At 61.4% G+C, this 21,152-nt stretch carries 22 protein-coding genes and 1 pseudogene; 19 read left to right on the forward strand and 4 right to left on the reverse strand.

The genetic code is table 11. The annotated features are described in order from the left end of the window. Together ACN0SD_RS11365 and ACN0SD_RS11370 are read right to left on the reverse strand one after the other, a co-directional pair. A pseudogene (locus ACN0SD_RS11365) lies at positions 1-832 on the reverse strand (IS5 family transposase); the annotation flags it as partial. A gap of 60 nt (positions 833-892) precedes the next feature. Further along, a complete protein-coding gene (locus tag ACN0SD_RS11370; protein ID WP_417808360.1) occupies positions 893-2,173 on the reverse strand; it encodes an acetylornithine deacetylase/succinyl-diaminopimelate desuccinylase family protein in 1,281 nt (426 codons plus the stop codon). 117 nt (positions 2,174-2,290) lie between these two features. Between ACN0SD_RS11370 and ACN0SD_RS11375 the strand changes: the two genes are divergently transcribed. From ACN0SD_RS11375 to ACN0SD_RS11385, 3 genes are all read left to right on the forward strand, one after another. Beyond that, positions 2,291-2,599, forward strand: a complete 309-nt coding sequence (locus tag ACN0SD_RS11375) for a hypothetical protein (RefSeq protein ID WP_417808361.1) — start codon at positions 2,291-2,293, stop codon at positions 2,597-2,599. A gap of 61 nt (positions 2,600-2,660) precedes the next feature. After that, positions 2,661-2,939, forward strand: a complete 279-nt coding sequence (locus ACN0SD_RS11380; RefSeq protein WP_417808362.1) for a hypothetical protein — start codon at positions 2,661-2,663, stop codon at positions 2,937-2,939. 7 nt (positions 2,940-2,946) lie between these two features. Continuing rightward, entirely contained in the window at positions 2,947-3,573 is a 627-nt protein-coding gene (locus tag ACN0SD_RS11385) for a DUF1523 family protein (RefSeq protein WP_417808363.1), read from the forward strand. A 35-nt stretch (positions 3,574-3,608) separates the two neighbouring features. Here the strand turns inward: ACN0SD_RS11385 and ACN0SD_RS11390 are convergent, their stop codons facing one another. After that, positions 3,609-4,616, reverse strand: a complete 1,008-nt coding sequence (locus ACN0SD_RS11390) for a YcjF family protein (RefSeq protein ID WP_417808364.1) — start codon at positions 4,614-4,616, stop codon at positions 3,609-3,611. After that, complete coding sequence (locus ACN0SD_RS11395; RefSeq protein ID WP_417808365.1) at positions 4,613-6,016, reverse strand: YcjX family protein; 1,404 nt, start codon at positions 6,014-6,016, stop codon at positions 4,613-4,615. The genes ACN0SD_RS11390 and ACN0SD_RS11395 overlap by 4 nt, the downstream gene beginning before the upstream one ends. Positions 6,017-6,185: 169 nt before the next feature. On the opposite strand from ACN0SD_RS11395, the gene ACN0SD_RS11400 reads away from it, so the two are divergent. The 16 genes from ACN0SD_RS11400 (at position 6,186) to ACN0SD_RS11475 (ending at position 21,148) form a co-directional block, all read left to right on the forward strand. Next, positions 6,186-6,902 (forward strand): hypothetical protein, encoded by a 717-nt coding sequence (locus ACN0SD_RS11400; protein WP_417808366.1) that lies wholly within the window; start codon positions 6,186-6,188, stop codon positions 6,900-6,902. Further along, a complete protein-coding gene (ybgC, locus tag ACN0SD_RS11405) occupies positions 6,892-7,293 on the forward strand; it encodes a tol-pal system-associated acyl-CoA thioesterase (RefSeq protein ID WP_417808367.1) in 402 nt (133 codons plus the stop codon). Before ACN0SD_RS11400 ends, ybgC begins: the two co-directional genes overlap by 11 nt. 119 nt (positions 7,294-7,412) lie before the next feature. Next, entirely contained in the window at positions 7,413-8,108 is a 696-nt protein-coding gene (gene tolQ / locus ACN0SD_RS11410) for a protein TolQ (RefSeq protein ID WP_417808368.1), read from the forward strand. A gap of 1 nt (position 8,109) precedes the next feature. Then, positions 8,110-8,589, forward strand: a complete 480-nt coding sequence (tolR, locus tag ACN0SD_RS11415; protein ID WP_417808369.1) for a protein TolR — start codon at positions 8,110-8,112, stop codon at positions 8,587-8,589. A gap of 19 nt (positions 8,590-8,608) precedes the next feature. Continuing rightward, on the forward strand, positions 8,609-9,790 hold the full coding sequence (locus ACN0SD_RS11420; RefSeq protein WP_417808370.1) for a hypothetical protein: 1,182 nt from the start codon (positions 8,609-8,611) through the stop codon (positions 9,788-9,790). Between the two features lie 105 nt (positions 9,791-9,895). Further along, positions 9,896-11,218 carry a Tol-Pal system beta propeller repeat protein TolB gene (gene tolB, locus ACN0SD_RS11425; RefSeq protein WP_417808371.1) on the forward strand — a complete coding sequence of 441 codons (1,323 nt, stop codon included), beginning with the start codon at positions 9,896-9,898 and terminating at the stop codon, positions 11,216-11,218. 74 nt (positions 11,219-11,292) lie between these two features. Further along, positions 11,293-11,817, forward strand: coding sequence for a peptidoglycan-associated lipoprotein Pal (gene pal / locus ACN0SD_RS11430; RefSeq protein WP_417808372.1), 525 nt, complete (start codon positions 11,293-11,295; stop codon positions 11,815-11,817). Positions 11,818-11,826: 9 nt separating this feature from the next. Beyond that, complete coding sequence (ybgF, locus tag ACN0SD_RS11435; RefSeq protein ID WP_417808534.1) at positions 11,827-12,663, forward strand: tol-pal system protein YbgF; 837 nt, start codon at positions 11,827-11,829, stop codon at positions 12,661-12,663. Then, positions 12,660-13,880, forward strand: coding sequence for a tRNA lysidine(34) synthetase TilS (tilS, locus tag ACN0SD_RS11440; RefSeq protein WP_417808373.1), 1,221 nt, complete (start codon positions 12,660-12,662; stop codon positions 13,878-13,880). Before ybgF ends, tilS begins: the two co-directional genes overlap by 4 nt. An 81-nt stretch (positions 13,881-13,961) precedes the next feature. After that, positions 13,962-15,875 carry an ATP-dependent zinc metalloprotease FtsH gene (gene ftsH / locus ACN0SD_RS11445; RefSeq protein WP_417808374.1) on the forward strand — a complete coding sequence of 638 codons (1,914 nt, stop codon included), beginning with the start codon at positions 13,962-13,964 and terminating at the stop codon, positions 15,873-15,875. Between the two features lie 19 nt (positions 15,876-15,894). After that, a complete protein-coding gene (locus ACN0SD_RS11450; protein WP_417808375.1) occupies positions 15,895-16,692 on the forward strand; it encodes a methyltransferase domain-containing protein in 798 nt (265 codons plus the stop codon). Further along, positions 16,692-17,285 carry an MOSC domain-containing protein gene (locus ACN0SD_RS11455; protein ID WP_417808376.1) on the forward strand — a complete coding sequence of 198 codons (594 nt, stop codon included), beginning with the start codon at positions 16,692-16,694 and terminating at the stop codon, positions 17,283-17,285. Before ACN0SD_RS11450 ends, ACN0SD_RS11455 begins: the two co-directional genes overlap by 1 nt. 90 nt (positions 17,286-17,375) lie before the next feature. After that, positions 17,376-19,043 (forward strand): formate--tetrahydrofolate ligase, encoded by a 1,668-nt coding sequence (locus ACN0SD_RS11460; protein WP_417808377.1) that lies wholly within the window; start codon positions 17,376-17,378, stop codon positions 19,041-19,043. A gap of 44 nt (positions 19,044-19,087) precedes the next feature. Beyond that, positions 19,088-19,414: a chorismate mutase gene (locus ACN0SD_RS11465; RefSeq protein WP_417808378.1), complete on the forward strand. Its 327-nt coding sequence runs from the start codon at positions 19,088-19,090 to the stop codon at positions 19,412-19,414. After that, the gene (gene folD / locus ACN0SD_RS11470) at positions 19,411-20,313 is read left to right on the forward strand and encodes a bifunctional methylenetetrahydrofolate dehydrogenase/methenyltetrahydrofolate cyclohydrolase FolD (RefSeq protein WP_417808379.1); all 903 of its coding nucleotides are present in this window, start codon (positions 19,411-19,413) and stop codon (positions 20,311-20,313) included. The genes ACN0SD_RS11465 and folD overlap by 4 nt, the downstream gene beginning before the upstream one ends. A gap of 76 nt (positions 20,314-20,389) precedes the next feature. Further along, entirely contained in the window at positions 20,390-21,148 is a 759-nt protein-coding gene (locus tag ACN0SD_RS11475; protein ID WP_417808380.1) for a LytTR family DNA-binding domain-containing protein, read from the forward strand. Positions 21,149-21,152 lie beyond the last annotated feature (4 nt).

Genomic DNA, 21,152 nt, shown 5'->3' on the forward strand with positions numbered 1-21,152 from the left:
TGAAGCACCGCTTGACCAAGTTGCGCAAGGAATGCAGCGAATGATCGACACCGACGCGCATCTTGCGTGATTTGCGCATTCACTGCCCGGCAGGCGATTGCAACGCAATCTGCCGAAAGGGGAGGGGGGAGCACGTCCCGCGCGTCCATCTTCTTTCGAACGCTGTCAGAATCATAGCCTCTGTCCATTGCCCGGCAACACATGTTTGCATGTGTGAGAGGGTGCCAGCGGGGCACTCGGCTCTGGCAGGTTGTCGGCCATGACCAGATCGAACCCCAGATAATCCGACGTCTGGCCCGGCGTGATTTCGGTTCTCATGGGCAAGCCCGCTGTATTGACGCGGAGGTGGATCTCGGTCGTGAAGTGGAAGGTGGGTGGGAACGGCCCAAACCCTGTCGCGGAGTCCCCCTTTAGCGCCCGCTGCCTCCCTCTCGGGAGATCGCATACGCGATGCCCAGCCGGGCAATGGATGGTGCGCGCGGATCACGGTGCTGTCCGCTGCCCGGCAGTGGTTTGCAAACAAACCATGAGAGGGGATCATTTGCAGGGCGTCCGGCACGGCCCCGCAATGGTTCAAGGCGTCCATGATCTCTTCCCAGAGCCCAGCCAGTGTCCAGCGTCGGAACTGCCGGTAGACGCTTGACCACTTGCCGAACTCTTCAGGCAGGTCACGCCACGGCGCGCCAGTGCGCGCGATCCAGAAAATCCCTTCAAGAACAAGCCGGTGGTTGAACGGTTTGCGCCCGTTCGGGGCGCGGGCAGCCAAGATGAACCGATCAGAGAACGCCCATTCCTCGTCCGACATCAGGTCTCGTGCCAAGCTGATCTCCATTGTAGATACTAGCTTGAATCACGATCAGGCCCCAGTGGGAATCCCTTTTGTCAACAGGGCCTAACGCGCCAGCAATTCCACAAGCACTAGCGCCATCACCTTGGCGCTGTCGGCCATATCAGTGATGCCAACCCATTCATCGGGCTGATGGGCAAGCTCAAGCAGACCCGGACCGTAGGCGATGCAGTTTTTCAGCCGCCCGATCCGGTCGATATGCTTTTGATCATAGGTGCCGGGGGAAACGACATAGGCCGCCTCGCGACCCAGCACGGCCTCAATCGCGCTGGCGGTAGAGCGCACGATGGGGGCGTCGCGGTCGGTCATCGACGGTTGGACCTCGAACAGGTCACGGATTTCATAAGAGAATTCGGGGCGGCATGCTTTGACTCGCTCCATCAGATTGGCAATCTCGGCTTTGACCTGCCCGATCTCTTCTTCGATCAGGAACCGGCGATCAATAATAATCCGGCAGCGATCGGCCACGCAGGGCGCTGGCAGGCCGGTGTAATCGGCGTCTTGTTCCGGCTCGCCGCCATGAATCGAATTGATATTGAGCGTCGAGGCGCGCGCGCCGTCCGGGATCACCGGCATCTCGGTGTGCTTGTTCGCCAAAAGCGGAAATAGCGCCTGCTCCATCTCTTCAAGGACCGCGCCCATGTGGCGGATCGCGCTGTCGCCCAGAAACGGCATTGAGCCATGCGCGATGCGGCCATGGGTTTCGATCTCGGCCCACCAGACGCCGCGATGGCCTAGACAGATTTGATCTTTGTGCAGCGGCTCGGGGATGATCACATGTTGCACGCGTTCAGGATCAAAGCGGCCCTGCCCGGCAAGATAGGCCACCCCTCCAAAGCCGCCGCTTTCCTCATCTGCGGTGGCAGAAATTTCAATCGCACCCGCAAAATCGGGGCAGGCGGACAGGAACGCTTCAGCGGCGATGATCGAGGCGGCCAGCCCGCCCTTCATATCACAAGCGCCACGCCCGTAGATTCGGTCGCCCTCGACCTCTGCGCCAAACGGGTCGCGGGTCCAGCCATGCCCGACCTCGACCACATCATGATGCGAGTTGAAATGCACGCACTCGCCGGGGCGCGTGCCCTCAATCCGTGCGACCAAATTCCAGCGCGGGTAGCGGTCGCTATCTCCGGGCGCGCCCCGCGCGCGGATCAGCTCGGTTGCAAAGCCCCGCGCGGACAGTCGTGCCGCAAGATATTCACAGATTTCCAGATAGTTGCGCCCCGGCGGATTGAGTGTCGGGATCATGATAAGATCGCGCGTCAGCGCCACCAACGCGTCGCGACGTTTGTCGATTTCAGCTTTGACTTTGGTGCTCAGGTCCATGGCGCAACGCTAGACCCGCAAACGAGGCGCTCCAAGAGGGAAAACGCATGGAGTTTGCCCTTGCGACACGCTATCGAGAGGCAAATCCGGCAAGCGTGCCGGACAGGAGGGATGAATATGAACCTGTTTTTGGCCTTTGCGTTGGTGATTTGCGTCGCCGTCGGCGGTTGGTTGTCGAAATATGAATGGGCGAAACTGCTGGCCTTTATCCCGATCGGGATGCTGGTGCCGGCCTTTTACATGACCGGCACGTCCTGCGGCGCAGGGTTCATCATGCGCTTCTTTTCCGATGTCGGCAGTTGCACGAACGGCTACGCGCCGCGTCAGATGTTTGCCGCGACTTATGTGCTGTCTCTGGTGCCGGTGGCAACTGCGGCTGTCGCAATCAAGTTGATCCGCATGGCGATGGATGCGCGCAAAGGGTAACGCTCTGGTTTGACCCGCGTTTGACGCGTAAGATCGGCGCAACTTGCAAGGAGCGGGGGCGATGTTTGGCTTTTTCCGACTGGGTATCCTGGGTTTCATCGCGCTGAGCGTGATCTTTTGGTTGGTGCGGATCTATGCGCGCTCGTTGCACCGTGAAGCGCTGGAAGACGACTGGGCCGAGGCGGAGGCTGCTGGTAACTCCCCCGGTCCGCGCGAGATTTATGTCGAGATCGGCATGAAAAACTACGAACGCAGCCTACTGCGCAAGCTGATCTGGCTGGTCTATATCCTGCCCATCGCACTGGTGGCGGGGCTTATTTATCTAGTAAATTACGCGTGAGGGTTTGATGCGCTATCTGAAATGGGGTTTCTGGGCGATTGTCGCGGTCGTCGTCTTCACCTTCCTAAGCTACAACTTGCCGCGCCATGATATCGTGCGCGTCGTCGGCACCGAGGTCCGCCGCGTCGATTTCGGCGAGAACTCGATGTTCTGGGCCGCACCCGATGTTGGCACAGCCGCCGCGACAAGTCGCGATGTGCGTTTTATCAACACGGTGCGCGCCAATGGCAAACCGCTGGTGTTTCGCAATGAAGATACTGGCTGGGGCTGGCCGCCCTATTTCAAGCTCGACAGCTCAAACCTTCAGGCGCAGGCGGAATCGCTGATCTCGACCAAGGCCGATCCGGTCTGGGTGTCGGTCACGCGCTATGGTTGGCGCTCGAACTGGCTGACGATCTATCCCAATGCGGTCGGAATGAAAGTCGTGGCGGGGCCGGATACGCGCATCATTCCTTGGGTGAATATCGTGATTCTGACGCTGCTGCTGGTGCTGATCTTGGTGATCCGGGCGATGTGGCGGCAGTTCCGCGAACGCTCGATTGATCCGCTGATTGAGGATGCGGGCGAGACTTGGGATGATGCCGAGGAAGGTGCCAAAAGCTGGTTTGACCGCTTGATGGGGCGCAAGAAGTAATGTGTGACGGGGGCGGCTTAAGGCACGCCCCTTAATCACGCGGGATCGGCGTCTTTCTTGCTAAACACCCCGCTTAGTGAGCGCCCGATCAGATTGGTCACGCGCGGTTTTTTCAGCGTGCGGAACGGCATCGGGCGGCAGACCTCGAGGGCGGCGATGCCAACGCGGGCGGTCAGCGCGCCGTTGATCATGCCCTCGCCAAAGCGACGCGACAGCTTGGTCATCAAATGCCCGCCGGTCATAGTTTCGATCAGATCATCGCCCGCCGCCACCGCGCCAGTCGCCACGAGATGCGTCATCACCGTGCGCGCCAGCCGGATCGAGCCAAGCGAGCCGGACCGCCCGCCATAAATCTCGGCGATGCGACGGATCATGCGCAGATTGGCCGTGAGCGCGGTCACGACATCGGCCAGCGCGAGTGGCACAAGCGCCGTGACGGTTGCGACGGTGCGCGCGGCGGCCTCGATTTCCAGACGCGCGGCGGCATCAAGCGGGGCCATCAGCTCGGCCTCGGCCAGACCCATCAGCGTGTCAGTATCGAGCACCTCATCAGAGCGCTCTTTCAGCCTTGCACGCGGCCATTCCATTTCGGGGCGCGCAGAATACAGCCCCGAAACATGGTTCACGACCTTGCGCGCACGGGTCAGATCATCGGTGGCAAGTGCCTCGGAAACCTCTTTATGAACCTTATCAAGGCGTGCCAGTCGTGAGAATGCCGCGATTTCGCGTCCTGCGATCAGCAGCGCCCCCAGCGCAAAGGCCAGCACTAGTACCGAGCCGATCCAGCCCAATATCGGATGCGTCGCAAACAGCCCGTCTATGAACCGCCACAGCGCGACCGACACCAAAAACCCGACCAGCGCCACCAAGGCGCGCCAGAAAAACCGCGTTACGCCAGAGCTGCGTCGCGCCCCAAGCCGGGTCGCGATCTGCATCGCGCGCCCCTCAAGGCGTTCCTCGGTCGCGGCGGGCATGTCCTGCACCGGCGGGGCGTCTGCGGGCGAGGGCGCGGCGTCGATTTCGATCATCACTGGCTTTTTCATAGCTTGTCCCCGATCAGAAATTCGGCCGCGCGATCCAGCCGGATATGGGGCGGACCTTCGCCGGGTTTCAGGATCACCGGGGCGGGGGCAAAATTCATGATCGCGTAATCCTCATCCAGCCAAGCCTTTGCGCCTTGGGCCGCAGGTGCCAGCAAATGCGCCGGATCAGCAGGCAATTCGCCGGGATACAGCGCCACCGATTTGCCGCTCTCCAGACGCCCGCGCACCGCTTTTAGCGTGGCACCGTCATGGGTGATGTCCTCTTCGGTGGTCGTGCGCAGGGCGGCGAGCGATAGCGCAAGCGTCTTGGCCCCAGAGAAATCCGCGCGATCCTTGGCTTCGCGTAACAACGCGCCGGTGATGGCCGTCAGGCGGGAATGTTGCGAATGGTGCAGGTGATCGGCCTTGGTGGCGGCAAACAAGATGCGTTCCACCCGGCGCGCGCCCAAAAGCGAGGCCAGCCAGCCTGCGGTGCCGGGGCGAAACGCGGACAGGATATCTGCCATTGAGCCGCGCAAATCATCAAGCGCAGCAGGCCCGGCATGAATCGCGCCCAGCACATCGACCAGCACGACTTGACGGTCGATCTTGGCGAAATGATCGCGGAAAAACGGGCGCACGATCTCGCGTTTATAGGTCTCGTAGCGGCGCTCCATCTCGCGACGCAGCGAGCCGCGCGGGGCCGGCCCCTCGGGCAGGGGCGCGAAGGTCAGTGCAGGCGATCCAGCCAATTCTCCGGGCAGCAGAAAGCGCCCCGGCGTGCAATCGGAGAATCCCGCTTCGCGCGATGCGTTCAGGTGATTGGTGAAGGCCGCAGCCAGCGCCTTGGCGCTGGGTTCGTTAAATTCGGCTGTGCCATCGGAAGTCTCGGCTTGCGCCAGATATTCCGCGCCCTTGGGGCGGTGGGGCAGGCGGGCGAGGACTTGCGTGCTCCATTCGCTATAGCTCTTGTCCATCAACCCGAGATCAAGCAGCCATTCGCCGGGATAATCCACGATATCTAGATGCACCACACGCGGGCCGCGTACAGCGCCCAGCAAACCGCGCGGCTGGATGCGAAAGGACAGCCGCAGCTCTGACACTGCGCGGGTGCCTTCGGGCCAATGCGGGCTTGGGCCGGTCAACGCGGCGAGGTGGCTTTCATAGTCAAAACGCGGCACGGTATCGTCGGGCTGGGGTTGCAGAAAGGCGGCGGTGATGTCGCTGGCCGCGCCAAGCGCTGGCATGCGTCCGCGATCCAGCAGATTGGCCACCAGCGAGGTGATGAACACCGTCTTGCCCGCGCGCGACAGCCCCGTAACGCCAAGCCGCACAACCGGTTCGAACAGCGTCTGCGAGACCTGCGCGCCGATCCCCTCGAACCCGCGCGTGATCCCGTCCGCAATATCGGAAATGCCCAACTGTTGCCCCTCATTCAGATTTATCGCCTCAAGATAGGCAGAGGGGCGCGCGGTTGAAAGGTGCAATGCGTCAGCGCAGGCCGCGTGTCCTGTTTCGCGCGTTCTCGGCAGGCCCTTTTCGCGCCTGCGCTAATCTCATAGGTTAGGAACAACCGCGTAAGGAGCAAAGATGAGCGAACAGCGCCAGATCACTGAACAGACCATCGAGACGCTGTTTACACGGGGCTCGGGCGAATACCTGTTTGCGCGCTGGGGGCGTCCGATTGTGCCGGTCGTCTTTGGGGTCGAAGCAGGCACTTTGGCGACGGTCAAGGGCGCGGTTGAGGCGGTGGTCGCACTGGCAGGTCACAAAATGGCCGAGACCGATCCAGAGCTTGGCGCGAACCTGATGATCTTCTTCTTTCGCGATTGGCAGGAATTGCTTGAGGTGCCCAACCTTGATCAGTTGATTGATGGTTTGCAGGATCTGGTCGTGCGCCTTGATGATCAGGGCGCAAGCCAGTATCGCGTGTTTCGCTTTGATCCTGATGGCGCGATCCGGGCTTGTTTCAGCTTTGTGCGCATGGATGCGGGGCTGGATGAGGTGCCCGCCGAGGTGATCGCGCTGCAACAAGCCGTGCAGATGATCGTGCTGTGGTCTGACACGGCATTTAGCGAACGCTCGCCGCTGGCGATGGCGCGCGGGGTCACTGTTTTGCGCCCCGATATCGCGGCGGTGATCGCGGCGGGCTATGATCGGGTCATGCCAGCAGTGGCGCGCGATTCGTCGCATGCGCTTCGGCTGGCTGCGCGTGCAGAGTTGCGCCAAGATGAGGCCATGCAAGCGGTGCAGGATTTGCGTCGCGAAGTGGGTGAGGCCGATCAGGGGGATGACGATGGCGCATGAATTTCCGGTTCGCGTGTATTACGAAGACACAGATCTCGCCGGCATCGTCTATTACGCCAATTACCTAAAATTCATCGAACGCGGGCGGTCGGAGTTTATCCGCACGCTGGGCGTTGATCAGGTCGCGCTCAAGGCCAATCATGGCATCGTTTTTGCCGTGCGCCGGGTCGAAGCCGACTATCTGCGCCCCGCGAAATTCGATGACGAATTGGTGGTGGTAACCGAAATGGTGGCCGATACTGGTGTGCGGCTGGTGATGGATCAGGCCGTGACGCGCGATGGCGAGTTATTGTTCACCGCAACCGTCACGATCGTCTGTCTGGGCGAGAGCGGCGCGCCTCAGCGACTTCCCGCCGATATGCGACGCAAATTAGCGCCAAAACTGCATTGAATGAGGCGTTTGTGAGGCGCGATTACAACCTTGTTATGGCGTTCCTCTTACGGCTGGGGTAGAATCGCTGCTAATCAGAGCCACGACAACGTGGCCCCAAAAAACGGCGAGCAGTATTCATGGACCAATCTTCGCTTGCGATGGCGCAGGAGATCGACTTCTCCCTGCTGGCACTTTTCGTGCGCGCATCGTTCACCGTCAAACTCGTAATGATCATCCTTGTGGTGGCCAGCTTTTGGTCATGGGCGATCATCGTGCGCAAATTCATCGCCTATCGCAGCGCGAAAGCCGAGGCCGAGGCCTTTGATCGCGCGTTTTGGTCGGGTGAGCCGCTGGATGAGCTGTTCGACCAGATCGGACCGGCCCCCAATGGCGCGAGCCAGAAAATCTTTGCCGCTGGCATGATGGAATGGCGACGTTCGCATCGACAAGATGGCGCGCTGATTGCCGGCGCGCAGGCGCGCATCGAACGCTCGATGGATGTGGCTATCCTCAAGGCGACCGAGGGGCTGAACTACGGGCTGAATTTCCTTGCGACTGTCGGCTCGATTTCCCCGTTTGTGGGGCTGTTCGGCACGGTCTGGGGGATCAAGGTCGCGTTCGAGGAAATCGCGATTTCGCAGAATACCTCGCTGGCCGTAGTTGCGCCGGGTATCTCTGAGGCGCTGGTTGCGACCGCGCTGGGCCTGTTGGCTGCTATTCCGGCGGTGATTTTCTATAACAAACTGTCCTCGGATGCCGACCGTATCGCATCGGGCTACGAGGCGTTTGCCGACGAGTTCACCACCATTCTCTCGCGTCAGTTGGACGGCTGATATGGGCGCTGGGGTTGCAAAACGGAGCACGGGCGGATCGCGCAGGCGTCGCGGCGGTGCCTCGCGCCACGCCGCGATGAGCGAGATCAACGTCACGCCGATGGTCGACGTGATGCTGGTGCTGCTGGTGATTTTCATGGTGGCCGCGCCGATGATGACGGTGGGCGTGCCGCTGGAACTGCCGAAAACGGCGGCCAAGGCGGTCCCGACCGAGGCGGAAGTGCCGCTGACGGTGTCAATTCAGGCCGATGGCAAAGTCGCGCTGATGAACTCCGAAGTGCCCGCCGATCAACTGGTGGCGCGCCTGCAGGCGATTGCGTCAGAACGCGATAGCAACAAGATCTTCCTGCGTGCCGATGGTAAGATTGCCTATTCGAAAGTGGTCGAGGTGATGGGCGCGCTTAACGGGGCGGGTTTCTCCAATATCACATTGGTCACCGATACCGGGGGGCCGCAACTGACGGCACCTGCCGGGAATTGAGCCCAGGGGGCACATTTCGATGAACCGGGCGGATAAAATCGGCTATGGCGTTTCGGGGGCACTCCATGCGGGGGTGATCCTCTGGGCTGTCTTGGGTGGCGCTTGGTTCAAGCCCGAGCCCAACGAGCCCACTGTGATCAGTCAGGTCGCGGTGATGTCCGAACAAGACTATAACGCGATGATGGCCTCGGCGCCCCAGCCAAAGCCCGATCAGCAAGCGCCCACCGCGCCGCAAACCCCCGATGCCACGACACCACCCGAAACGCCCGCCCCCGATGCGCAGGGGAAATCCGAACCTACGCCTCAGGCGCTGCCCGATCCGGCCTCGCAGCCCGATGCGCAGCCCGATGTCAGCGCATTGACCGAACCACCCGCGCCCACCGATGTGGCCGAAGCACCGCCGGTGATGGCACCGCCGGTCGAGGTGCCCTCGGAAACGCTTGCGCCGGTGATTTCGCCGCGCCCCAAACCCAAAGACGTGCCCCGCGTCGCCCCCGAGGCCGCGCCCGCGCCGCCCCCCGATGCCAAAGTGTCGGACATGGCCGAGCCGCAGCAAACGCCTGACGCGCAGGCCAAGCCCGATCAGGTCGTAGAAAAACCCAAAGAGGCCGCCGCGCCGCCCGAAGCCACGACCGAAATCGTGACCGAGGTGACCAAAACCGAGGACAAGCCCGAAAGCTCGGCGCCGCTGGCCTCGCCACGCCCGGCTAACAAGCCCAAACCGCCCGCGCCAGCGCCCGCAAAAACCGAAACGGTAGCGGCGAAACCCGCCGCCCCGACTGCGCCCGCCAAGACTAATAACTCGGCGGTAAATGATGCACTGGCAGCGGCGCTTGGGGGCGAAAGCACGGGCGGAACCGGTCAGGCGGCGGTCGGTCCGCCAATCACGGCAGGCGAGAAAGATGCGCTGATCGTGGATGTGACGCAGTGCTGGAATGTCGGCGCGCTGAGTTCGGATGCCTTGCGCACCACGGTGACGCTGTCAGTGAATATGCGCCCTGATGGCCACCCTGACATTGGTTCGATCAAGCTGGTTGGTTCGTCGGGCGGCTCGGGGGCGGCTGTTGATCAGGCGTTCGAGGCGGGCAAGCGCGCGATTGTGCGCTGCGGCTCGGATGGGTTCCCGCTGCCAGCAGACAAATATGCGCGCTGGAAGACGATCGAAATCGATTTCAACCCCGATAAGATGAGGATGAAATGAGCGAAGATCGGCGAAGTCTCGCGCGCTGTCATGGGCTTGTGATGCGCGATGGGGCAGAAATCCGTTACAACCCGGGGCAGGTCTCGGGCAAAGGGAGTGTGTAAGATGATGCGTTTCGTTCTGGCCATGCTGGTGGCGCTGTTTGCAGGGCCGTTCGCTGCGCTCGCGCAAGACCAAGAGCCGCTGCATATCACGATCACCGATGGTGTGATCGAACCGCTTCCCTTCGCAATTGCAGGGTTTATACCAGAGACGCCTGATGCCGGTGATATCGCCGCACAGCTGACGCAGGTGGTATCCAGCGATCTGTCGGGCACCGGGCTGTTTCGCGAGATCCCGAAATCCGCCTATATCCAGAACATCGCCAAGTTCGACACGCCGGTGAACTATTCCGACTGGCAGGCGATCAACGCGCAGGCGCTGGTTGTTGGCTCGGTCGCGATGTCGGGCGGCAAGGTTGTGGTCAAGTTCCGTCTGTTTGATGTGTTTTCGGGGCAGCAGATGGGCGAGGGCCAGCAGCTTGCGGCCTCGCCGGGCAGCTGGCGCAGGCTTGCGCATAAAGTATCCGACGTAATCTATTCCCGTATCACAGGCGAGGGGCCGTATTTCGACAGCCGCGTCGTGTTCGTCTCGGAAACCGGGCCGAAGAACGCGCGTCAAAAACGCCTTGCGGTGATGGATTACGATGGCGCGAATGTGACCTATCTTACCGATGCGTCGACGATCGTGCTGGCACCGCGGTTCTCGCGTGATGGCACCCGCGTTCTTTATACCACGTTTGAAACCGGCTTCCCGCGCATCAAGATGCTCGACGTGGCGACTGCCAGCGCGCGGCTTTTGCCCGATGTGCCCGGCACGATGACCTTCGCGCCGCGCTTCTCGCCCGATGGTACAAAGGTGGTTTATTCGTTGGAACAGAACGGCAATACCGATCTCTGGATGATGGATATCGCCAGCGGTCAGACGCAGCGTCTGACCACAAGCCCGTCAATTGAGACCTCGCCGTCGTTCTCCCCAGATGGCTCGCGCATAGTGTTTGAAAGCGACCGTTCGGGGACGCAGCAGCTTTATATTATGTCGACGGGTGGCGGTGAGGCGACGCGGATCAGCTTTGGCGATGGGCGCTATTCCACGCCGGTCTGGTCGCCGCGCGGTGATATGATTGCGTTTACCAAGCAAAATAGCGGGCGGTTCCATATCGGCGTGATGCGCACTGATGGCTCTGAGGAACGTCTGCTGACCTCGTCCTTCCTTGATGAAGGCCCGACCTGGTCGCCCAATGGCCGTGTCATCATGTTCACCCGTGAAACGCCCGGCGCGCAGGGCGAGGCGGCGCTTTACTCGGTCGATATCTCGGGGCGCAACCTCAAGAAAGTGCCTACGCCGGGGCCAGCATCTGACCCGGCATGGTCGCCTCTGCTGCCCTAAAGCGCGAATTCACAAACCAATCGTTAACTGTTAAGCTCGCCCGAAAAGGGCAGATCAACAAAAAGGCGGACATCATGAAATTTGCAACGAAGGCGGCGCTGGCCGTCGCAATCCTTGGCCTCGCGGCCTGTTCCAACCCCGACAAATACGGCTCGGGTGCGACGGGGCCGGGCGGCGCTCTGGGACCGGGTGGCGCGGGTATTTCCCAAGGCGGCATCAACGACCCGAACTCGCCTGCCTATTTTAGCCAGACGATTGGCGACATGGTGCATTTCTCGGTCGATCAATCGACGCTTGGTGATACCGCGCGCGGCATTCTGACCCAGCAGGCAAGTTGGCTGGTCAGCCATCCCAGCTACACCGCGATCATCGAAGGTCACGCCGACGAGCAAGGCACACGCGACTACAACCTTGCGCTCGGCGCACGCCGCGCCAATGCCGCGCAGGAATTCCTGATCAGCCAAGGCGTCGCGGGCAATCGTTTGCGCACTGTTTCTTACGGTAAGGAACGCCCGCTGGCGATCTGCTCGACCGAGGAATGCTATGCGAAGAACCGGCGCGCGGTCACTGTGATCTCGCAATCCGCAGCGGGGAGCTAAGGCGTGATGCTGCGGGCTTTGACATTGAGTGCGGCGCTTATCATAAGCGCCGCCATTCCCGGTTTCGCGCAAGATGCGAACCGCGCCCAGACGCTGGCTGACATCAAGACCGAGCTGGGCCAGTTACAAGGTGAAATCGACGGATTGCGCCAAGAACTGAAAGCTTCGGGCGCGGCGGGTCTGCAAAAGGCGGGCGGGTCGTCTGCACTTGAGCGGATGGATTCGATGGAGCTGTCGCTAAGCCATCTGACGGATCGCGTCGAAGAGGCACAAAACCGGATCAACCGCGTGGTGGCCGATGGCACGAACCGGGTGGGCGATCTGGAATATCGTGTCTGCGAGATGGAAGAGGGCTGCGATATCTCGACCTTGGGCAAGACCAAGCCGTTGGGTGGCGAGGCTGGCAACACAACCTCTGTCACAGCGGCAGCACCCGATAGCGCTCCCGCAGGCCCCGATCTTGCTATCAACGAGAAGGCGGATTTCGAGGCCGGGAAAAAAGCGTATGACGCGGGCGACTACGCTTCTGCGGCCGATCTGCTGGCGACCTTCAAGGAAACCTATCCCGGCTCGCCGTTGATGGGCGATGCGCTGTATTATCGCGGCGACGCGCTCTCGAAAACGGGCGATACGGCCAATGCGGCGCGGGCCTGGCTGGCAGGGTTTTCCGCTGATCCCAATGGGAAACGCGCGGGCGATAACCTGTTGGCGCTGGGCAAGGCGCTGGGACAGTTGGGCCAGACGTCTGAAGCCTGCACCACGCTGGGCCAAGTCGGCGCACGCTTCCCCGGATCTTCGGCCTCAATGGAGGCGCAATCCGCGCGGCAATCGCTGGGGTGCCAGTGAGCGCACTCGCAACGCTTGCGAAAACGGCCTTTGACCCCGATGCGCCCCGGCGTGTCGGGGTTGCTGTTTCCGGCGGCTCGGATTCGATGGCTACGCTGCATTTGCTGGCACCGTTCTATCAGGTGCACGCCGTCACCGTCGATCACGGCTTACGCCCCGAGGCCGGAGCCGAGGCGCAATTCGTCGCAGCCGCCTGCGCGCGCCTTGGTGTGCCTCATCAGGTGCTGCATTGGGCGGGGGCGGATGCGACTGGTAACTTGATGGATGCGGCGCGGCGTGCGCGGATGCGTTTGATCGGCGACTGGGCGCGCGGGCAGGGGCTGGATCACATCGCACTCGGTCACACTGCGGATGATCAGGCCGAGACGTTTCTGATGCGACTGGCGCGCGAGGCGGGGCTTGAGGGGCTGTCAGGGATGCGGCGCAGCTATCAGTCTGACGGCGCGCATTGGCATCGCCCGTTTCTGGACGTGACGCGCGCCGAGCTGCGTCATTATCTGCGCGATGCGGGCATTGCGTGGGTCGATGATCCATCCAATAGCGACCCGCGATTTGAACGGGTGCGGGCGCGTGCGGCCTTGGCGAGGCTGGCCGATCTTGGCATCACGGCCTCGGGGCTTGCTCGCGTCGTCGATCACCTTGCGCAGGCGCGCGCGGCGCTTGATGCAGGGTTAAAGCCATTTGTTGCCGATCACGTCGTCCAAAATCACGGCACGCTGCGCATCGAGATCGCGGCCCTCGCGCGCGATCTTGCCCCGCAATTGCAGCGCCGCCTTCTCAATACCGCGCTGATCTGGGTGTCGGGGGCTGACTATCCGCCACGCGCCGCCAAGCTAGAGCGCTTCTTGCAAGACCTCGCCCCCTGCACGCTGCATGGTTGCCAAATTATCCGACACGGCGCGCATCTGTATATTGCGCGAGAATTCAATGCGGTGGCGTATCTACGCACGCCGAGCGATCAAATCTGGGATGGCTGGTGGCTTGAGGCACCGGATGCTCAGGACGTTTCGGGCCTGACGATTGCCGCTTTGGGGCCAAACGGGCTGCCGCAATGTCCCGATTGGCGCGCGACAAATCTGCCGCGCGAGGCGCTTTTGGCCTCTCCTGCGATCTGGGCGCAAGAAAAGCTAATTGCCGCACCCATTGCGGGGTTTGAAAACGGCTGGAAAGCGCGTAAGGAGGCGAGCAGTTTCGCCGCGACGATATTCAGGCGTTGAACCCAGCCCCGGAATGCCTATTTTCACTAGGCAGACGTGGTGGCCGAGGGTCAGCCGCTTAGGATGATTGGAGGATATCCCTTGGGTAATGCACGCAATCTCGCCTTCTGGGCAGTGCTGTTCCTGTTGATTTTGGCTTTGTTCAACCTTTTCGGGGATGGGCAATCCTCGATGAATTCGAGCCAAGCCACATATTCGGAATTTATTGACGCAGTTGATAAGGGCGAGGTGAAGACCGTTCAGCTCGACGGCGAAAACGTGCGCTATCAGTTGGCGGATGGGACGAATTTCACCACGGTCAAGCCGTTGAGTGACCCGATTGCTGAAAAGCTGATCGAGAAAAATGTCTCGGTGCGCGTGGTCAAGCAACAGCAGTCGGGCTTTATGTCGCTGCTGGGTGTGTGGTTGCCCTTCCTCGTTCTGATCGGGATCTGGATTTTCTTCATGAACCGGATGCAGGGCGGTGGCAAAGGCGGCGCGATGGGCTTTGGCAAATCCAAGGCCAAGCTGCTGACCGAAAAGCAAGGCCGCGTAACCTTTGACGATGTCGCAGGCATCGACGAGGCCAAAGAAGAGCTTGAGGAAATCGTTGAATTCCTGCGCAATCCCCAGAAATTCAGTCGCCTTGGTGGTAAGATCCCCAAAGGCGCGCTGCTGGTTGGCCCTCCGGGCACGGGTAAAACGCTGCTGGCGCGCGCAATCGCGGGCGAGGCGGGCGTGCCGTTCTTCACTATCTCCGGTTCGGATTTCGTGGAAATGTTCGTCGGCGTCGGCGCAAGTCGCGTGCGCGACATGTTCGAGCAGGCCAAGAAAAACGCGCCCTGTATCGTCTTTATCGACGAAATCGACGCTGTGGGACGTGCCCGTGGTGTCGGCATCGGTGGCGGCAATGACGAGCGCGAGCAAACGCTCAACCAGTTGCTGGTTGAGATGGACGGTTTTGAGGCCAACGAGGGCGTCATCATCATCGCGGCCACGAACCGCAAAGATGTACTGGACCCTGCGCTACTGCGTCCGGGTCGCTTTGACCGTCAAATCCACGTCCCCAATCCCGATATCAAAGGTCGCGAAAAGATCCTCAGTGTGCATGCACGCAAGGTTCCCGTTGGTCCTGATGTTGATCTGCGCACCATTGCGCGGGGCACGCCGGGGTTCTCGGGCGCTGATCTGATGAACCTTGTCAACGAGGCGGCGCTTATGGCGGCGCGTGTTGGTCGGCGCTTCGTGGCGATGGAAGATTTCGAGAACGCCAAGGACAAGGTCATGATGGGGGTCGAGCGCCGCTCGATGGTGCTGACGCCCGAGCAAAAGGAAATGACCGCCTATCACGAGGCTGGCCACGCGGTTGTGGGCATGAACCTGCCGAAATGCGATCCGGTGTATAAGGCGACGATCATCCCGCGCGGTCAGGCGCTGGGCATGGTGGTGTCGCTGCCCGAAGTGGATAAGCTCAACTACCACAAGGATGAGGCCAAGCAAAAGATCGCCATGACTATGGCGGGCAAGGCGGCCGAGATTCTGAAATGGGGCGAAGAGCATGTCTCCAACGGCCCGGCGGGCGATATCATGCAGGCTTCTGCGATCGCGCGCGCGATGGTGATGCGCTGGGGCATGTCCGACAAGGTCGGCAATATCGACTATGCCGAGGCGCATGAGGGCTATCAGGGCAACACTGCCGGGTTCTCGGTTTCGACCAAGACCAAGGAACTGATCGAGGAAGAGGTCCGCGATCTGATCGAGGAAGGGTATCAATCGGCGCGCCGCATCCTGACCGAGAAACAGGAAGACTGGGAGCGTCTGGCCCAAGGTTTGCTGGAATATGAAACCCTGACCGGCGATGAAATCAAAAAAGTCATGTCGGGTGAGGTTTTGGGTGGCGATGATGACGACACGCCTGCGGGCAATCTTCCGTCGGTGACAGCACTGCCCAAGACCAAATCCAAAAAGGATGCGGGCAACAAAGAGGGCGATACTTCGCCCGAGCCTTCGGTCTGATGCGGGATCGGCGCGTGTGATGGCACTCCAGCCGGGCGGCGTTGACTGGGACCCCGAAAGCTACAGTCGGTTTTCAGACCTTCGACTGCGGCCCGCGCTAGATCTTCTGGCGCGGGTTCCGTCTTTACCGGAACGCGGCAAGGTGGTTGATCTAGGCTGCGGCAATGGTGCCGTGGCCGAGGCACTGTCACGCCGGTTTCCCAAGCGCAAACTGGTTGGCGTCGATCGCTCGGAGGCGATGCTGAAACGCGCGGCGGCAACCGGAGCCTATCGGCGCTGCGATCTCGCTGAGATTGGTGATTGGCAACCCAATAAACCCCCCGCGCTGATCTTTTCCAACGCCGCTTTGCACTGGCTACCCGATCACGCCACGCTGTTGCCGCATCTGGTTCAGTCGTTGCGCCCGGGCGGTGTTCTGGCGGTGCAAATGCCAGCCCAACATCGTGCGCCATCGCATCGTATCTTGCGCGAACTGGCGCAGGAAATGTTCCCTGATCGCTTTGATTTCACGGGTTGGGTGTCTCCAGTCGGGGCTACCGTGGACTATGCAAAGATGCTGCGCAGGCTTGGCCATATCGACCTGTGGACAAGCGAGTATCTGCAAGAACTCCCCCCTGCCTCTGATGGGCATCCAGTGCGGCTGTTCACGCAGTCCACCGCGATGCGCCCTTTCGTGCAGCAGTTAAGTGACACTGAGCGCGCCGCGTTCATTGCGCGCTATGAAACGGCGCTTGCTACGGTCTATCCTGTGCAAGCCGATGGCACGGTTTTGTTCCCGTTTCGTCGGCTGTTCCTTGTGCTGCAAAAGGAAGCCTGATGGCTGCGCTTAAACCGACAAATTATCACGGCGAAGTCGTTTGGCTGGGCCGCGTGCTGCAAGAGGGTGACTTGACCTCGCAGCCTGCGGAGGCGCTGGACTTCACCTTTGACGGCCCCGTGGGCGAGCTGCATGGCGGGCGCACCCGCCCCTCGTGCTCGCGTGTCACCGATCAGCACCCCAAGGGCACTGAGATCGCTAATGTGCGCCAGATCTCGATCCTCTCCGCTGAAGAACTGGCCGAAACCGCCTTTGCAATGGGTGTCCCCGAGATCCTGCCGGAATGGATTGGCGCCAATATCGTGCTGCGTGGCTTGCCCGATCTGACGCATATTCCGCCGTCATCGCGGTTGCAGACCGACACGGGGCTGACGCTGGTGGTAGATATGGAAAACCGCCCCTGCGTGCTGCCCGGCAAGGTGATTGAGCAGTATCACACCGAAAAAGGCGCACGCTATAAACCTGCGGCCCAAGGGCGGCGCGGTGTCACGGCTTGGGTGGAACGCCCCGGTCGGTTGGTGATTGGCAACACGCTGCGCCTGCATATCCCCGATCAGCGCCCGTGGGAGTTGATCAAGGACGTGCGCGGCTAAATCACGCAGGGCGCTTTCGCCCCCATCCGCGTCGATTTCTAGCCTTTCCCTTTGGATGCAGCGGGTTAGTCTGTGGGCAGGAGGAGCCTCATGCCCACAGATATCGAGATTGCCCGCGCCGCCCAATTGCGCCCGATGCCCGACATCGCCGCAAAGTTGGAAATTCCCGAAGACGCGCTGATCCCCTATGGCCGCGACAAGGCCAAAATCGACGCAGGCTTTATCGCAGGTCTCAACGGTCGCGATAACGGGCACCTGATCCTTGTCACAGCGATCTCCCCAACGCCGGCGGGCGAGGGTAAGACGACCACCACGGTGGGTTTGGGTGACGGTCTGCAACGCAGCGGCAAGCGTGCGGCGATCTGTATCCGTGAGGCCAGCTTGGGACCGAATTTCGGGATGAAAGGCGGGGCTGCAGGCGGTGGTCATGCCCAGATCGTGCCGATGGAATCGATGAACCTGCATTTCACGGGCGATTTTCACGCGATCACCTCGGCGCATAACCTGCTGGCGGCGATGATCGACAATCACATCTATTGGGGCAACAGCCTTGAGATCGACGAGCGCCGCGTCACTTGGCGGCGCGTGGTGGATATGAATGACCGCGCCTTGCGCGATATCGTGGTCAGCCTTGGCGGCGTCACCAACGGCTTTCCGCGTCAATCTGGTTTTGACATCACCGTCGCCTCTGAAGTGATGGCCTGCCTCTGTCTCAGCCGCGACCTGACTGAGCTTGAGGATCGGCTCAGTCGCATCATCGTGGCCTATCGGCGCGACCGTAGCCCGGTCACCTGCGCGGATATCGAGGCGCAAGGCGCGATGGTGGTGCTGCTCAAGGACGCGCTGCAACCCAATCTTGTGCAGACGCTTGAGGGCACGCCCGCGTTCGTGCATGGCGGCCCGTTCGCCAATATCGCGCATGGCTGCAACTCGGTGATCGCGACGCAGACCGCGCTGAAGCTGGCCGATTATGTCGTGACCGAGGCGGGGTTCGGGGCCGATCTGGGGGCCGAGAAGTTCTTTGACATCAAATGCCGCAAGGCCGGGCTTACGCCCTCGGCGGCGGTGCTTGTGGCGACGGTGCGCGCGCTCAAGATGAACGGCGGCGTCGCGAAGTCCGATCTCGGGGCTGAAAACGTGGCAGCAGTGCAAAAGGGCTGCGCCAATCTCGACCGTCACATCGCCAATACCAAGGCGTTCGGCGTGCCGGTTGTCGTGGCGATCAACCATTTCACCAGTGATACCGAGGCCGAGATCGAGGCAATCCGCCAAGCCGCGCGGGCGCAGGGCGTGGAGGCGGTGCTGTGTACCCATTGGGCCGATGGAGGCGCGGGCACGCTGGAATTGGCGCAAAAGGTCGCCGAACTGTGCGAAGGTCCGTCCAGTTTCGCGCCGCTCTATCCCGATGAGATGGGCCTGTTTGACAAAATCGACACCATCGCACGGCGAATCTATCACGCGGGCGAGGTCATCGCGGATAAAACCATCCGCGCGCAGCTACGCGATTACGAGGCGGCGGGCTATGGAGATTTGCCGATCTGCATGGCCAAGACGCAATACTCCTTTAGCTCCGATCCTCAGCTTTTAGGCGCGCCCGAGGGCCACACCTTGCCGATCCGCGAAGTGCGTCTTTCAGCGGGAGCGGGGTTTGTCGTGGTGATCTGCGGTGAGATCATGACGATGCCCGGCCTGCCACGCCATCCGGCGGCGGAAAAGATCGGGCTGGATGAGACGGGGCAAATCGCCGGCTTGTTCTGAGCGCGACTTGAGCTTGCCCGCGCAAACTGCGATAGGGGGCGCAAATGTCTGCGGGGGCCGTGCCGATGAAATCCGCTTCACAACTGCATACGATGGAAGAGCTGCGCGTTGAAATCGACGCGCTGGATGGCGAGTTGGTCGCGATGCTGGCCGCGCGCAGCCGCCTGATCGACCGCGCCGCCGAGATCAAGCAGGGCAATGGCTGGCCCGCACGCATTCCAGACCGGGTCGAGGAGGTCGTGCGCAAAGTGCGCGCCAAGGCAGACGCGGCGGGGCTGGACGGCGATCTCGCCGAGCGGCTTTGGCGCGAGATGATGGAGCATTTCATCGCGCAGGAAGAACTCGTTCTGGGCAAAGGGGACAACACATGAGCGCCAAGATCATCGACGGTAAAGCCTTTGCAGCCACGGTTCGCGAGAAAGTGGCGGGCCATGTAAGTCGTCTGCGCGAAGTGCATAATATCGTGCCGGGGCTGGCCGTGGTGTTGGTGGGCGACGATCCGGCCTCGGAAGTTTACGTGCGCAACAAGGGCAAGCAGACGCTGGAAGTCGGGATGAACTCCTACGAGCACAAGCTGCCCGAGGATACGCCCGAGGCTGATCTGCTGGCGCTGGTCGCGCGGCTTAACGCCGATCCGGCGGTGCATGGTATCTTGGTGCAACTGCCTTTGCCCGATCATATCGACGACGAAAAAGTGCTTAACGCGATTGAGCCTGCCAAGGATGTGGACGGGTTTCATATCCTCAATGTCGGGCTGCTGGCGACGGGCCAAAAGGCGATGGTGCCCTGCACGCCGCTGGGGTGTCTGATGATGCTGCGCGCGCATCATGGCAGCCTGTCGGGGCTGAACGCGGTAGTGGTTGGGCGTTCCAACATCGTGGGCAAACCGATGGCGCAATTGCTGCTGCGCGATAGCTGCACCGTGACGATCGCCCATTCGCGCACCAAGGATCTGGCTGCAGTCTGCCGTGGGGCAGACATTCTGGTCGCGGCCGTCGGGCGGGCGCAGATGATCCCGGGCGACTGGGTGAAACCTGGTGCGACGGTGATCGATGTCGGCATCAACCGGATCGCGGCACCGGAAAAGGGCGAGGGCAAAAGCCGGCTGGTTGGTGATGTCGAATTTGGCAGCGCCGTGCAGGTGGCTGGTGCGATCACCCCTGTGCCCGGTGGTGTGGGCCCGATGACCATCGCCTGTCTGCTGGCAAACACGATTACCGCCTGCTGTCGCGCTAATGATCTACCAGAACCCTCGGATCTGACCGCGTAAGCCCTAAGAAACATTGCGCAAAGCACGGGTTTCGCGCTACCAGCTTACCGTAAGGTAAGCGAGTGGGTGCGGGTCTATGTCAAAATTCTTGGCGCTCTATCGCCGTTTGATCTGGATGCCCGCGCTTGGCGTAGTTTGGGTTGTGGCCTCGCTGTTTGGCATTATCGCGGGGCCGTTCGGGTCGGCCATCGGGATGAGTGCGGGGGCGCGGGCGCTCTTCTGGCCGCTGGTGATTGGCGCGGGCATTTTGATCGGGGCGGCAATTCGGATACTCCTGCGCCGCACTTTCCGGCTGCGCAACCCGTGGGGCGAGGCGCTTTTGCTTGCAACCCTGATTGCTACATGCCTGTCATGGCCGTTTTATGTGCTGACCGTGTGGCTGGCGCATGACCCCGAACTGCCTGGTTTCGGCGTGCCCCATATGGCGAGCTATATTTTCGGGCTGTCGATTGCGATCTCGGTTTTGCGCCATTGGCTGGGGCCAAAACGCGTGCGCGAGACGGCAAAACCGGCTGCACTCCCGCGGCTAGTGATGCGTTTGGAGCCTGACTTGCGCAGTCCCTTGGTTCGGTTGGCTGTGCGCGATCACTATGTTGATGTTGTGACGCAAACGGGTGCCGCGAGCGTTTTGATGCGCCTTGCCGATGCGATTGCCGAGACCGAAGGCGTGGTCGGGTTGCAGGTGCATCGCTCGCATTGGGTGGCGCACGATGGGGTGCAGGGGCAGTTGCGCGAAAACGGTAAAGTGCTTTTCAGAACGACCGATGGCGCGCTGGTTCCGGTCTCGCGCACCTATCTTGGCGCGGTTGAGGCGGCAGGTTTCCCCGCCGCCTGATCGC

It is taken from the genome of Thioclava sp. (assembly GCF_048263065.1).
Lineage (GTDB): Bacteria > Pseudomonadota > Alphaproteobacteria > Rhodobacterales > Rhodobacteraceae > Thioclava.

Excerpts from the sequence above, each read along its gene's own strand:
- ACN0SD_RS11420 (WP_417808370.1), top strand. The coding sequence starts at position 8,609 with ATGAACCGGGCGGATAAAATCGGCTATGGCGTTTCGGGGGCACTCCAT.
- ACN0SD_RS11390 (WP_417808364.1), bottom strand. The coding sequence starts at position 4,616 with ATGAAAAAGCCAGTGATGATCGAAATCGACGCCGCGCCCTCGCCCGCA.
- ybgC (WP_417808367.1), top strand. The coding sequence starts at position 6,892 with ATGGCGCATGAATTTCCGGTTCGCGTGTATTACGAAGACACAGATCTC.
- ACN0SD_RS11375 (WP_417808361.1), top strand. The coding sequence starts at position 2,291 with ATGAACCTGTTTTTGGCCTTTGCGTTGGTGATTTGCGTCGCCGTCGGC.
- tolR (WP_417808369.1), top strand. The coding sequence starts at position 8,110 with ATGGGCGCTGGGGTTGCAAAACGGAGCACGGGCGGATCGCGCAGGCGT.
- ACN0SD_RS11455 (WP_417808376.1), top strand. The coding sequence starts at position 16,692 with ATGGCTGCGCTTAAACCGACAAATTATCACGGCGAAGTCGTTTGGCTG.
- ACN0SD_RS11465 (WP_417808378.1), top strand. The coding sequence starts at position 19,088 with ATGTCTGCGGGGGCCGTGCCGATGAAATCCGCTTCACAACTGCATACG.
- ACN0SD_RS11385 (WP_417808363.1), top strand. The coding sequence starts at position 2,947 with ATGCGCTATCTGAAATGGGGTTTCTGGGCGATTGTCGCGGTCGTCGTC.
- ACN0SD_RS11370 (WP_417808360.1), bottom strand. The coding sequence starts at position 2,173 with ATGGACCTGAGCACCAAAGTCAAAGCTGAAATCGACAAACGTCGCGAC.
- ACN0SD_RS11460 (WP_417808377.1), top strand. The coding sequence starts at position 17,376 with ATGCCCACAGATATCGAGATTGCCCGCGCCGCCCAATTGCGCCCGATG.
- ACN0SD_RS11400 (WP_417808366.1), top strand. The coding sequence starts at position 6,186 with ATGAGCGAACAGCGCCAGATCACTGAACAGACCATCGAGACGCTGTTT.
- ACN0SD_RS11380 (WP_417808362.1), top strand. The coding sequence starts at position 2,661 with ATGTTTGGCTTTTTCCGACTGGGTATCCTGGGTTTCATCGCGCTGAGC.
- tolQ (WP_417808368.1), top strand. The coding sequence starts at position 7,413 with ATGGACCAATCTTCGCTTGCGATGGCGCAGGAGATCGACTTCTCCCTG.
- folD (WP_417808379.1), top strand. The coding sequence starts at position 19,411 with ATGAGCGCCAAGATCATCGACGGTAAAGCCTTTGCAGCCACGGTTCGC.
- tolB (WP_417808371.1), top strand. The coding sequence starts at position 9,896 with ATGATGCGTTTCGTTCTGGCCATGCTGGTGGCGCTGTTTGCAGGGCCG.
- ACN0SD_RS11475 (WP_417808380.1), top strand. The coding sequence starts at position 20,390 with ATGTCAAAATTCTTGGCGCTCTATCGCCGTTTGATCTGGATGCCCGCG.
- ACN0SD_RS11450 (WP_417808375.1), top strand. The coding sequence starts at position 15,895 with ATGGCACTCCAGCCGGGCGGCGTTGACTGGGACCCCGAAAGCTACAGT.
- pal (WP_417808372.1), top strand. The coding sequence starts at position 11,293 with ATGAAATTTGCAACGAAGGCGGCGCTGGCCGTCGCAATCCTTGGCCTC.